This is a genomic window from Cesiribacter andamanensis AMV16 (genome assembly GCF_000348925.1).
Classification (GTDB): Bacteria; Bacteroidota; Bacteroidia; order Cytophagales; family Cyclobacteriaceae; genus Cesiribacter; species Cesiribacter andamanensis.
The window spans coordinates 14,933-27,249 of the sequence record NZ_AODQ01000060.1; the positions used below are offsets into that span (position 1 = coordinate 14,933).

The following is a 12,317-nucleotide window of genomic DNA, read 5'->3' on the forward strand; positions in this document are numbered from 1 at the left end:
GCGCGCATTTTTTTGCTACCCCCTTACCCCCCGCTGCCGTCCAGAGCCGGCATACATAAGTATAGAAAAGAAATCAATAAAAGTATTTAAGTACTTTTATACTTTATATCGATTTTGCTTTTTATCTTTGTCCTATCACACCTAACCCTTGCTGCCATGATTGATCAAGACGAAAATATTCTGGACGTAACCACCCTGGTACCCCGCGAAAAACACCCAACCATTTTCAAGCGCTTTGAGGCCCTGCTGCCGGGCGAGCGCCTGATCATCCACAATGACCACGACCCCAAGCCCCTCTACTACCAGATGCTGGGCGAGCTGGGCAATGTCTTTAGCTGGGAGTACACCGAGCAGGGCCCAGAGTGGTGGAAGGTGATCCTGACCCGCCGTGCCGCCGGCGAGGCCGATACCACTCTTGGCGAGCTGGCGGCCAAGGATATCCGCAAAGCCCAGGTATTCCGCAAATGGGGGCTTGACTTTTGCTGCGGCGGCAAAAAAACTGTAAAAGAAGCCTGTGCCGAAAAAGGACTGGATGTTACCCTGGTAGAACAGGAACTGCAGCAGGCCGACCGTCTGCAGCCCGCTGCCCGTCCGCTGCCCTACAACGAGTGGGACCCTGCCTTTCTGGCCGATTATATTGTAAACACCCACCACAGCTATGTGCGCCAGATGTTGCCTGAGCTGAGCACCTATGCCCAAAAAGTAGCGCGCGTGCATGGCCAGCAGCACCCCGAGCTGCTGGAGATCAACCGCCTGGTAGAAAGCATCTGGGAAGAACTGATGGGCCACCTGCCCAAGGAAGAAGAAATTCTCTTCCCCTTTATCAAGCAACTGGTGCAGGCCAGTTCCAGCGGACGCCCGCTGGAAAAACCCCACTTTGGTACGGTTGAAAACCCCGTGCGGATGATGGAAATGGAGCATGAAGCTGCCGGCCATGATCTGGAGAAGATCCGGGAGCTGAGCAATCACTACACCCTGCCCGAGGATGCCTGCGGGAGCTACCGCCTGCTCTTTAGCCTGCTGGAGGAGTTTGAGAGCGACCTGCACCTGCACATCCACCTGGAGAACAACATTCTCTTTCCCAAAGCCCTGGAGCTGGAAAAAGCCCTGCGCAACTAATCCCTTTGCCACAGCCCCGCCATGCTGGTAAACGAACATACCAAAATTGCTGCCCTGCTGAAGCACCATCCGCAGGCACTGGAAAACCTGGTTTCGCTCACCCCTGCGTTTGAAAAGCTGCGCAACCCGCTGCTACGAAAGCTGATGGCGGGCCGTACCAGCATTGGCATGGCTGCCAGGGTTGGGGGCTGCAGGCCGGCAGATATTTTCCGGGCGCTCAAGCCCCTGGGGTTTAGGCTTGAGCCAGAAGGGGGTATGCAGCCGGCAAGCCGCCCGCCCATGCCAGCCTTTCTGGAGCAGCTGCCACCAGAGCAGCTGCACAGCCTGGATGTACGCCCCCTGCTGGCAGGGGGCACCGATCCCCTCAAAGAGATCCTCACCAGCCTGAAGGTGCTGCCCAAGGGGCTGTGCTTAAGATCATCAACACCTTTGAGCCAATCCCGCTCATTGGCCTGCTGAAGAAAAAAGGCTACGGGCACTGGACTGCCGCCCTGGGCGACACCTGCTACGAGACGTACTTCTTCCGGCAAACGAAACCAACAGATGATACAGCCAGCATCCTGGCAGCCCCTCAGGCCGGGGAGGCCGGGTGGGAAGCCCTGCTGCAGCAGTACCAGAACGGGTTGCAGCAGCTGGATGTGCGGGCGCTGGAGATGCCCCAGCCCATGATCTGCATACTGGACGCACTGGCGCAGCTGCCCCACGGACAGGCCCTGTATGTACGGCACAAGCGCCTGCCCCTGTACCTGCTGCCCGAGCTTGCCCAGCGGGGCTATGCCTACCGCAGCCGGGAAGTGTCCGAAACTGAAGTGCACCTCCTGATCTTCCCCAACTAGCATGATCCTCACCGGCGCTACTCCCCTGCAAAAAACCACCTCGCACCGCGTGGTGCTGCCCTTTTATGGCTATGCGGCCCTGGCCTTTCTGCTGGCCTGCCTGCTGCTGTTCTTCTCCAGCGGGGCCTTTCAGCTTCACTACTTCAATCCCCATACCCTGGCCATTACCCACCTGATGGCGCTGGGCTGGGGCACTATGATGATTCTGGGCGCCAGCCATCAGCTGGTGCCGGTGCTGGTGGAGGGCAGGCTCTACAGCGAGCGCCTGGCCTGGCTTTCTTTTGTGCTGGCAGGACTGGGCATTCCCCTGCTGGTGGGGGCTTTTTACCGTTTTGATATGGGCTGGCCGGCGCTGGTCGGCGCCCTGCTCATCAACCTGGGCCTGCTGGCCTACCTGCTGAACCTGGGCATGAGCATCACCCACAACAGCAACAGAAGCCCTTATGCAGCCTTTATTCTGGTGGCCATTTGCTGGCTGCTGCTCACTACCGGCCTGGGTGCGGTGCTGGTGCTTAACTTCAGCTGGCCCCTGCTGGAATATAACTCGCTGGCTTACCTGCCGATGCATGCGCACATGGGCATCATTGGCTGGTTTCTGCTGCTGGTGGTGGGGGTAGGCGCCAGGCTCATCCCCATGTTCCTCATCTCCAAATACACCAATACCCCCCTGCTGTGGGCCATTTTCGGCGCCCTCAATCTGGGGCTCATCAGCTTTATCCTCTTTACTCTTTGCGGGCACCCGCTTCTGCTGCAGATCATCCCTCCGCTGCTGGTGGGGGCGGGCATTCTGCTCTTTGGCTATTACTGCTACCAGGCCTATCGCCAGCGCATACGCCGGCAGGTAGACGCTCCCATGCAGGTTTCGCTGCTGTCCATTGCCCTGCTGGCGCTGCCCCTCCTGCTGGCCCTGCTGCTGGTGCTGTTTTATGCAGGGGATCATAACCGGCTGGTGCTGCTCTATGGGTTTTGCATCTTCTTTGGCTGGCTTACGGCGCTTATTCTGGGCATGACCTTTAAGACCCTTCCTTTTATTGTCTGGAACCGGGTGTACCACCTGCAATGCGGCCGGGGCAAAACGCCCAGCCCAAAAGACCTGTTCAGTGAGCGGCAGTTCAGGGCCATGGCCTTTTGCTATGGTAGTGGTTTTATTGGCTTTGCGCTGGGCCTGCTGCTGCAACTGCCCCTGCTGCTAAAAGCCAGCGCCGCCCTGCTGATAGCCGCCGCCTTTCTGTATACCCTCAATGTAGCCCGTACCATTTGGCATAAACCCCAGCGCGCATGACCTCAACTACCCCCTTAGCCGAACAAATCGCCCGGGCCACCGAAGCCCTCCGGCAGGTGATCGACCCCGAAATTGGCCTCAACATTGTAGACCTTGGGCTTGTGTACGGAATTCACTTTCCGGAAGCAGAAAACCGTATACGGATAGAAATGACCCTTACCTCGCAATTCTGCCCCATGGGCGAGGCCATTACCGACAGTGCCGCCGAGCTGATCCGGGAAGCTTTTCCGGAGCTGGAGCCGGAGATTATCCTGGTCTTTGACCCCCGCTGGGGCCACCACCTGATCAGCGAAGAAGGTCTCCAGTATTTAAACAGTTAACGCATGCTCAGCTATACCTGCAAAACCGCCATCAAGGCCGTGATTTACCTGGCCACCACCCCCGAAACCGGCCTCAAGAAATCGATTGGCGATATAGCCGATCACATAGGCGCCAGTGGCCATACGGTCAGCAAAATGCTGCAGACCCTGGTAAAACGCGGGGTGATCAACAGCACCAAGGGCCCCTCGGGCGGCTTTTACATGAGCCGGGAGCAAACCCTGCAGCCCATCATGCACATAGTAGATGCCATAGATGGCATGGGGCTCTTTAAAGAGTGCGGGCTGGGCCTGAGCCAGTGTTCCGAAACCCACCCCTGCCCCATCCATGAGCAATACAAAAAACCCCGGGAGCTGCTGGAAAAGCTCTTTCGGGAAAACCGGGTGGAGGACCTGCGCCAGCCGGTAAACAGCGGCCTGGCCTACCTGATCGGCTAATGCCCGCTGTGATCTGCAGACCCTTACACTCTCCCATATCGTACAGGAACCATTAACGCGTATTCACCCATGAAAACAAGCTTATTCCCTTTATTTCTACTGATGCTGGCAGGATTCAGCGGCTATGCCCAGGAACTCTCCGGCAAAAAGCTCTTCAGCGGCAGCTGCCAGGCCTGTCACTCCATTGGCGGCGGCGATATTGTAGGTCCGGACCTGGCCGGCATCTCCGACAGACGGGAGGCCGACTGGATCAAGGGATTCATCACCAATTCGCAAAAAATGATCACTGCCGGCGATGAGCAGGCCGTTGCGGTCTTTAGCAAGTACAACAAGATTGCCATGCCGTCTCACAACTTCAGCGAGGAGGAGCTCAGCAGCCTGATCAGCTACATTGATGAAGCCAGCCAGGAAGCCCAGGCCAGCGCTGCCCAGGCGGCCGCCGAGCCCGTCAGCCCCGCCAAGGGCACCGGGCAGGTACAGGCCAGTGTTGAGGATGACATGAGCATATGGGTAAAGCTAATCTTTGGCGGACTGGGCATTACCATCATCCTGCTCTCAACGGCTGCCATTTACCTGATCCGCATCCTGCGCAACTAGGCAAGAGGGGTAGCGGTAAAGCCATTGAACTAGTAAAATTTAGTGTGTAGGTTAACTACAAAACGGCCCCGAGGATCTTCCCGGGGCTATTTTTTTCCTGCCGAAGCACCGCAGCGGGTTCTATCCAGACCCACATATCTCAGGCAACCTGCCCCTTACCCGCTATGCAATTCACCCCGTCCCTGCTGAAGGGCCCGCATCCCCCGGCTGACTGAGTGGGGAAAGCAGGCTGGCCGGCTTAGGGTCTGCTCCTGATTTCCCCTTGGGCGCCCGCCATCCCTCATGTGTGCTGCGCCCTGCGGGTGTTGTGGAAAAACAAAGCAAAATGGAGGTTGTTCCATAAGCAGCAAACCTGACGTTCTACTTCACGCACCCATATTCTATGAATACGCTAAGCCTACATCCCCTATTCCGTATGCTGGTACCAGCGGCTTTTTCCATACTCCTGCTCTCCTGTGGCGGAAGCAGTTCCGAGCGGGAAGCGGCGCGCACCGCAGAGCAGCCACAAAGCGGATCCACCGAACTAACAGAGGCCGAGGCCCTGGCCGACCCCATGAAGGTCAAGGGGGTAGGCCCCATACAACAGGTGAGCCTGAATGCCACCATCGACCAGCAGATGGTGCAGGAGGGCAAGCAGATCTTTGAAGAAATGTGTACGGCCTGCCACAAGGTTGAGGAGCGGTATGTAGGTCCGCCCATGAAGGAGATCACCACCCGCCGCAGCCCGGAGTGGATCATGAACATGATCCTGAACCCCGACCGCATGGTAAAGGAAGACCCCATCGCCAAGGCCCTGCTGAAGGAATACCTGGCCCCCATGGCCAACCAGAACCTGACCGAGGAGCAGGCCCGCAAGATCCTGGAGTATTTTCGCACCCTGAGTGAAGTAGAGGGGCTGGACCAGCAGTCCTGAACAGGGGGCTGGTCCACTAGTAGCACCTCTTTGGTACGCTTAAACAGAAATCATCTATGGTTGTATTCATGATCGGCGTACTGGCTGCTGCCTATGCCCTTGCAGTGGGCATCAGCCGGTATACGAAAAAATAAGCGGATGGATGTGAGATAGCACAAGCGTATCCGTATAGGGGTGGTTAGTGTTCAAAGCTGGGATCCCTGCCAAACACCCCTCCATAAAAAAACCTCATACCGGAAGTATGAGGCTCTTGGCTTTTTTTGTGATCCCGTTAGGATTCGAACCTAAGACCTACTGCTTAGAAGGCAGTTGCTCTATCCAGCTGAGCTACGAGACCCTTTGAGTGGCGCAAAGATAAAACTTTTCTCCAGATCAGACAAACAAAATATTTGCCAAAGTAATACCACTATCCAGCCAAAAGGAATGCCTCCCTTTTGCTTCAGGGTCTTATTCTCCTCAAGAAGAGCACGTGCACTGCCCTGCCATTCATTTTTATGCCTGTCAGCTGGAGGTTCGCAGTCTTTTTGGGCGCTTCTGCAAACAATCTTTCCATTACTGGTTTGAGTTTTTAACTTCGCCCATAGTTTTCAAACCACGATATCCCCATGTTCCCAAGCATAAATCCCACCACCACCACCGCCTGGCAGCAGCTGCAGGCCCATTATTCCACCATCCGCCCGCTCCACCTGCGCAGCCTCTTTGCCCAGGATCCTAAGCGCTTTCGGAAATTCAGCCTTCAATTTGAAGATATCCTGCTGGACTACGCCAAAAACCGCATCACCGAAGAAACGCTCTCCCTGCTGCTGCAGCTGGCCCGGGAGTGCCGCCTGCCCGAGGCCATAGAAGCGATGTTCGGTGGCGAAAAGATCAACTTTACCGAAAGTCGTCAGGTGCTGCACATAGCCCTGCGCAACCAGGCAATACCCCTATTGAAGTAGACGGGCAGGATGTGATGCCGGAGGTGAAGCGGGTGCTGGCGCAGATGAAAGACTTCTCCGAAGCCCTTATCAGCGGCAGCTGGAAGGGCTATACCGGCAAGGCCATAACGCATATCGTCAACATTGGCATTGGGGGCTCCGACCTGGGCCCGGTGATGGTAACCGAAGCGCTCAAACCCTATAAAGTGCCGCATATCACCACCCACTTTGTTTCTAATGTGGATGGCACGCACATGGCCGAAACGCTCAAGGGGGTAGATCCTGAAACGACCCTCTTTATGATCGCCTCCAAGACCTTTACCACACAGGAGACCATGACCAACGCCCACACGGCCCGGGACTGGTTCCTGCAAAAGGCCGGTAGCGAGGAGTATATCAAAAAACACTTTGTGGCCCTCTCTACCAATACCGAGGCAGTGAAGGCCTTTGGCATCGATCCCAAAAACATGTTTGCCTTCTGGGACTGGGTGGGCGGCCGCTACTCGCTCTGGTCGGCCATTGGCCTGTCCATTGCCTGTACCATTGGCTTTGAGAACTTTCAGGCGCTGCTGGCCGGCGCCCACGCCATGGATGAGCACTTCCGCCGGCAACCCCTTGAAAAGAATGCGCCTGTGTTGCTGGCGCTGCTGGGCATCTGGTACAACAACTTCTTTGGCGCCGACAGCCATGCGCTGCTGCCCTACGACCAGTACATGCACCGTTTTGCCGCTTACTTTCAGCAGGGGGATATGGAAAGCAACGGCAAGTCGGTAGACCGCAACGGAGATCCTGTGCCCTACCAGACCGGCCCCATCATCTGGGGGGAACCGGGCACCAACGGCCAGCATGCGTTCTACCAGCTCATCCACCAGGGCACCAAGCTGATTCCCTGTGATTTTCTGGCGCCAGCAATCAGCCACAATCCCCTGGGCGACCACCACCCCAAGCTGCTGGCCAACTTCTTTGCCCAGACCGAAGCGCTCATGAACGGCAAAACCGAAGCGGAGGTAGAGGCCGAGATGCAAAAAGAAGGTCTCTCCGAAAAGGAAATACAGGCCCTAAAGGCCTACAAGGTCTTTGAAGGAAACCGCCCCACCAACTCCATCCTGTTCAAAAAACTGGACCCCCGCACCCTGGGCAGCCTTATTGCCCTTTATGAACATAAGATCTTTGTGCAGGGGGTGATCTGGAACATCTACAGCTTTGACCAATGGGGCGTGGAGCTGGGCAAGCAGCTGGCCAAAAAGATCCTGCCCGAGCTTACCAGTGAAGCGCAGATCAGTACCCACGACAGCTCCACCAACGGGCTCATCAACCAGTATAAGGCGTTCCGGAAAGAAGCCTGATCCCCTACCGATAAAATTGGCGCCCGGCAGCTTGTTGCCGGGCGCTTTTTTTCCTCCACTCTTATGTACTTCCTTAAATCAGATTTCAGAAAAACCCCCTTTGCCCTGCTGCAGTTATCCCTAAACAGCTAGGGGTACAGCCGGCAAGATCAGGCAGGGGCCTGATAAAGATCATATGGCCCGGCGCCCGGCTACTGTTACTTTGCACCATCAAACCAAGCAGCTGATGCTGCCAAACGGAGCTCATTCATGAACAAATCCATATTTATAGCCACTGCAGAGCCCAATAGCGGCAAGTCCATCATTGCCCTGGGCCTGGTGGATATGCTGTTGAGCAAGGCCCAGAAGATCGGGTACTTCAAACCCATCATCCATGCCGACCCGCGGGAGTCGCGCGATGTGCACATCGATACCATCGTGCGGCACTTTAACCTGCAGATCGCCTATGAGGATACCTGGGCCTATACCGGCGCCCAGGCCCTGAAGCTCATTGAATCCGGCAACCAGGGGGAGATCATCGACGCCATCATCGCCAAGTACAAACAGCTGGAAGAGGCCTATGACTTTACGGTGGTGGAAGGCTCTGATTTTCTGGGCGAAGGCATTGCCTTTGAGTTTGATGCCAACGTATCCATTGCCAAGAACCTGGGCGCACCGGTGATCATTGTGGTTACGGGCGAGGGCAAAACTACGGCCCAGATCATCAACTCGGCCATTACCATTCTGCGCAACTTCCAGCAACGGGAGGTACAGGTGCTGGCCATAGTGGCCAACAAGGTAAAGCCCGAGCAGGCCGAAGATGTGCGGGAACTGCTGCAGGAACAACTGCCGCAGCGCGTTATCCTGTCGGTGATTCCGGAAGACCGCAGCCTGAAAAGCCCCACCATGAAGGATATCCTGAACATTCTGGGCGGCAGGCTGATGTTTGGCGAACAGCTGCTCACCAACCAGGCCGATCACTTTATCATGGGCGCCATGCAGGTACCCAACTTCCTGAACCACATCAAGGAAAATGTACTGATCGTTACGCCCGGCGACCGCAGCGACATTATCATGACGGCCCTGCAGGCCAATATTTCGGCCAATTACCCCAAGGTAGCCGGCATGGTGCTCACCGGCGGCTTTATTCCCGAAGAGCAGGTGCAGCGCCTCATTGAGGGCCTGCAGACGGTAGTGCCCATGATTGCCGTAAAGGAGCCTTCTTTCCAGACCGCAACCCGCATTGGCAACATCCAGTCCCGCATTACGGCCGATAACGAGCGCAAGATCCGCCTGGGCATCGATACCTTTAAGCGCTATGTGGATGTGCAGGCGCTCGACGAGAGGATCGTTACCTATACCCCCGAGGGCATGACCCCTCATATGTTCCAGTACCAGCTGGTAAAATGGGCCAAGAGCCAGCGCAAGCACATTGTACTGCCGGAGGGCAATGATGAACGCATCCTGCGGGCTGCCGGCCGCCTGATCAGCCAGGATGTGGTAGACCTTACCCTGCTGGGCGATCCGGCCCAGATCAGGGCCACCATTAACCGCCTGGGCCTGGCCGTAAACCTGGACAGGCTGCGGATCATCAATCCGGCCACCTCAGACCGCTACGAGGAGTATGTACACACCCTGTACGAGCTGCGCAAAAGCAAGAACATGGAGCTGGAAATGGCCCGCGACCTGATGACGGACGTCTCCTACTTTGGCACCATGATGGTGTACAAGGGGCATGCCGATGGCATGGTGTCGGGCGCCATCCACACCACCCAGCACACCATCCGCCCGGCCCTGCAGTTTGTGAAGACCAGGCCCGGTTTCTCGGTAGTGTCTTCGGTCTTCTTCATGTGCCTGCCCGACCGGGTATCGGTCTTTGGCGACTGCGCCGTAAATCCCAACCCCACGGCCGAGCAGCTGGCCGAAATCGCCATCTCCTCGGCCGATAGCAGCAAGCGCTTTGGCATAGAGCCCAAGGTGGCCATGCTTTCCTACTCCTCCGGCGCTTCGGGCGAGGGGGCCGATGTGGAAAAAGTACGCCGGGCTACGGAGATCGTAAAGCAGCGCCGCCCCGACCTGAAGGTGGAAGGCCCCATTCAGTACGATGCGGCTGTAGACCCGCAGGTAGGCCGCCAGAAACTGCCCGGTTCCGAAGTGGCCGGCCAGGCCAGTGTGCTGATCTTCCCCGACCTGAACACCGGCAATAACACCTACAAGGCCGTACAGCGCGAAACCGGGGCCCTGGCCATCGGCCCCATGCTGCAGGGCCTCAACAAACCCGTAAACGACCTCAGCCGCGGCTGTACCGTTGAGGATATCTTTAACACCGTAGTGATCACCGCCATTCAGGCGCAGGAGTAAAATTAGTATTGGGTATTGAGTAGTGAGTATTGAGATGATGCATCTCTTTTACCACCTCCATACTCACTACTTACTACCTAATACTCAATACCAATAAAATGAACATCTTCGTTGTAAACTCCGGCAGTAGCTCCATAAAATACCAGCTCTTTAAAATGCCTTCCGATCAGCCCATTTGCTCGGGCCTGGTGGAACGCATCGGGCTGCAGGGGGCAGCCATTACCCATAAAGTCTATCGGCAGGGAGAAGAAACCCGCCTGGAGCGGCAGCTGGACCTGCCCGACCATGAGGCCGGTCTGCAGGAAGTAGCCCGCCTGTTATCAGATCCCGAGATCGGGGTGATCCGCGATCCGGCCGAGATCGATGCAGTAGGCCACCGTGTGGTGCATGGGGGCGAAAGCTTTGCGGCTACTACCATCATCAGCCAGGCGGTAAAGGACAAGATCCGGGAGCTGTTTGCCCTGGCACCCCTGCACAATCCCTCCAATTACCTGGGCATTGAGGTAGCCGAGCGTATCTTTGGCCGGGCCAAACAGGTGGCCGTTTTCGATACGGCCTTTCACCAGAGCATGCCCGAGCAGGCCTACCGCTATGCCATCCCCAACGCACTTTATACCGAGCAGGGCATCCGCGCCTACGGCTTCCACGGCACCAGCCACAAATACGTAGCCGAGCAGGCGGCCGCTTACCTGCAAAAGCCCGAAGCGAAACTCATTACCATTCACCTGGGCAATGGCAGCAGCATGACGGCCGTAGAGGGCGGCAAGTCGCTCGATACCAGCATGGGCTTTGGGCCCAACAGCGGTCTGATCATGGGCACCCGCTCGGGCGATATCGACCCCAGCATTATCTTTCACCTGATCAACCAGCTGGGCCAGGACCCTAAAGAGGTGAGTGGGCTGCTGAACAAAAAGAGCGGCATGCAGGGCCTGACCGGCTACAGCGACATGCGCGACATCACCAACGCCCTGGAAGGGGGCAGCCCAGAGGCCGAGCTGGCCTATTCACTCTACGCCTACCGCATCAAAAAATACATAGGCGCCTACACCGCCGTGCTTAATGGACTGGATGCCCTGGTATTTACCGCCGGAGTGGGCGAAAATGATGCGCTTATCCGCCAGCGGGTATGCCGGCAGCTTGAGTACCTGGGCATTGAGTTTGATGAAGAAAAGAACCAGCAGCGCAGCAAGGGCATACGGGAGATCAACACTCCTGCCTCGCGGGTAAAAATTCTGGTGATCCCCACCAACGAAGAGCTGGAAATTGCCCGGCAGTGCTTTGCCCTGCTGGAGTAAAGTGCTTAGCTACCCCCTGCTTCCCAGAGCGTGTAACAGCTTGAGAGCTGAATGATTGGAGAGCGTAAGACCTTTCAGGTTTTTTTTAACCTGACAGGTCTGGTCATTAGCAAGCTACTTTCTGGTCATCAGCAAGCTACTTCCCTACTATCAGCAGCACAAGGCCCTTCTGCAGCTCCTCATTGGTGCACGATATAGCCGGCGGCCAGATCAGGGATAGCCTGCAAAAAGGGGCGTATAGTGAAAGCGGCGGCGCAGCTGCAGTTTAATACCCAGGGTATAGGAACGCAGGCCAAAGGGCTCCCGTGCCTGATAGGTAGAGCCCAGGTAATAGTTCAGGGTAGGCATGAGGCTAAGCTCATAGCTCCCAAACAACATCTGGTTATAGCCCGCGCCCAGCATCAGGTCGTAGTTGGATTGCTCCAGCAGGTTATCGGCCGAGGGGAAGCGCAGGGTCTGCACCCATGCCCCATTCTGGTAAAGCTCGGTACGGCCGCGCAGCAACAGGTTAGCTCCGGCTCCGGCACTCAGGTGAAAGCGTCTGCGTGCCCCTTGCCAGAAGAAATAGGTGGTGCCCAGCTGCAGGCTTCCATAGGTATAGGCACTCACCAGCTGGCGCTGCTGGGTAGCATAAACCGGACGGGCCTCCAGCTGCCCCTGGCTGTTCAGGCTGCGCTCCAGGGTAGTGACCGTGCCATCGGTATAGGTGTAGGCCACATTTTCCCGCAGCTTCAGCAGGCTAAGGCTGCCCTCCAGCTGCAGGCGGCTGCCAAGCGCCCTGCCCACACTGGCCCCCACCGCATAGCCCATGCGATCCCTGCCAGATGTTGCTTCTTTGCTCAGGCCGGTGATCAGGATATCATCTTCCCGCAGAGGGTTAAAGCTCCTGTAGGCATAGCGGGGCGTAAAGAACAGCC

The 12,317-nt window shown here is 56.9% G+C and carries 11 protein-coding genes, 1 tRNA gene and 1 pseudogene; 11 read left to right on the forward strand and 2 right to left on the reverse strand.

Features of this window, described 5'->3' with window-relative positions; all coding sequences use genetic code 11:
- Positions 1-156: 156 nt before the first annotated feature.
- From ric to ADICEAN_RS12035, 8 genes are all read left to right on the forward strand, one after another.
- Complete coding sequence (ric, locus tag ADICEAN_RS12005; RefSeq protein ID WP_009195871.1) at positions 157-1,119, forward strand: iron-sulfur cluster repair di-iron protein; 963 nt, start codon at positions 157-159, stop codon at positions 1,117-1,119.
- Between the two features lie 21 nt (positions 1,120-1,140).
- Complete coding sequence (locus ADICEAN_RS21240) at positions 1,141-1,578, forward strand: DUF1858 domain-containing protein (protein ID WP_009195872.1); 438 nt, start codon at positions 1,141-1,143, stop codon at positions 1,576-1,578.
- On the forward strand, positions 1,527-1,955 hold the full coding sequence (locus ADICEAN_RS21245; protein WP_009195873.1) for a DUF2249 domain-containing protein: 429 nt from the start codon (positions 1,527-1,529) through the stop codon (positions 1,953-1,955). The genes ADICEAN_RS21240 and ADICEAN_RS21245 overlap by 52 nt, the downstream gene beginning before the upstream one ends.
- Before the next feature lies 1 nt (position 1,956).
- A complete protein-coding gene (locus ADICEAN_RS12015) occupies positions 1,957-3,237 on the forward strand; it encodes a hypothetical protein (protein ID WP_009195874.1) in 1,281 nt (426 codons plus the stop codon).
- Positions 3,234-3,557, forward strand: a complete 324-nt coding sequence (locus tag ADICEAN_RS12020; RefSeq protein WP_009195875.1) for a metal-sulfur cluster assembly factor — start codon at positions 3,234-3,236, stop codon at positions 3,555-3,557. The genes ADICEAN_RS12015 and ADICEAN_RS12020 overlap by 4 nt, the downstream gene beginning before the upstream one ends.
- Before the next feature lie 3 nt (positions 3,558-3,560).
- Positions 3,561-3,992 (forward strand): RrF2 family transcriptional regulator, encoded by a 432-nt coding sequence (locus tag ADICEAN_RS12025; protein ID WP_009195876.1) that lies wholly within the window; start codon positions 3,561-3,563, stop codon positions 3,990-3,992.
- A gap of 69 nt (positions 3,993-4,061) precedes the next feature.
- The gene (locus ADICEAN_RS12030; RefSeq protein ID WP_236612906.1) at positions 4,062-4,589 is read left to right on the forward strand and encodes a c-type cytochrome; all 528 of its coding nucleotides are present in this window, start codon (positions 4,062-4,064) and stop codon (positions 4,587-4,589) included.
- A gap of 415 nt (positions 4,590-5,004) precedes the next feature.
- Positions 5,005-5,502, forward strand: a complete 498-nt coding sequence (locus tag ADICEAN_RS12035; protein WP_009195878.1) for a c-type cytochrome — start codon at positions 5,005-5,007, stop codon at positions 5,500-5,502.
- A gap of 263 nt (positions 5,503-5,765) precedes the next feature.
- Here ADICEAN_RS12035 and ADICEAN_RS12040 read toward each other — a convergent pair.
- Positions 5,766-5,839 (reverse strand) — tRNA-Arg (locus ADICEAN_RS12040).
- A 268-nt stretch (positions 5,840-6,107) separates the two neighbouring features.
- Here ADICEAN_RS12040 and pgi point away from each other — a divergent pair.
- The 3 genes and pseudogenes from pgi (at position 6,108) to ADICEAN_RS12055 (ending at position 11,400) form a co-directional block, all read left to right on the forward strand.
- A pseudogene (gene pgi / locus ADICEAN_RS12045) lies at positions 6,108-7,765 on the forward strand (glucose-6-phosphate isomerase).
- 249 nt (positions 7,766-8,014) lie between these two features.
- Positions 8,015-10,105 carry a phosphate acetyltransferase gene (pta, locus tag ADICEAN_RS12050; protein ID WP_009195881.1) on the forward strand — a complete coding sequence of 697 codons (2,091 nt, stop codon included), beginning with the start codon at positions 8,015-8,017 and terminating at the stop codon, positions 10,103-10,105.
- 98 nt (positions 10,106-10,203) lie between these two features.
- Positions 10,204-11,400, forward strand: a complete 1,197-nt coding sequence (locus ADICEAN_RS12055; RefSeq protein ID WP_009195882.1) for an acetate/propionate family kinase — start codon at positions 10,204-10,206, stop codon at positions 11,398-11,400.
- Positions 11,401-11,610: 210 nt separating this feature from the next.
- Here the strand turns inward: ADICEAN_RS12055 and ADICEAN_RS22650 are convergent.
- Positions 11,611-12,317, reverse strand: a 707-nt coding sequence (locus tag ADICEAN_RS22650) for a hypothetical protein (protein WP_040396944.1), incomplete at its 5' end; no start/stop codon positions are given.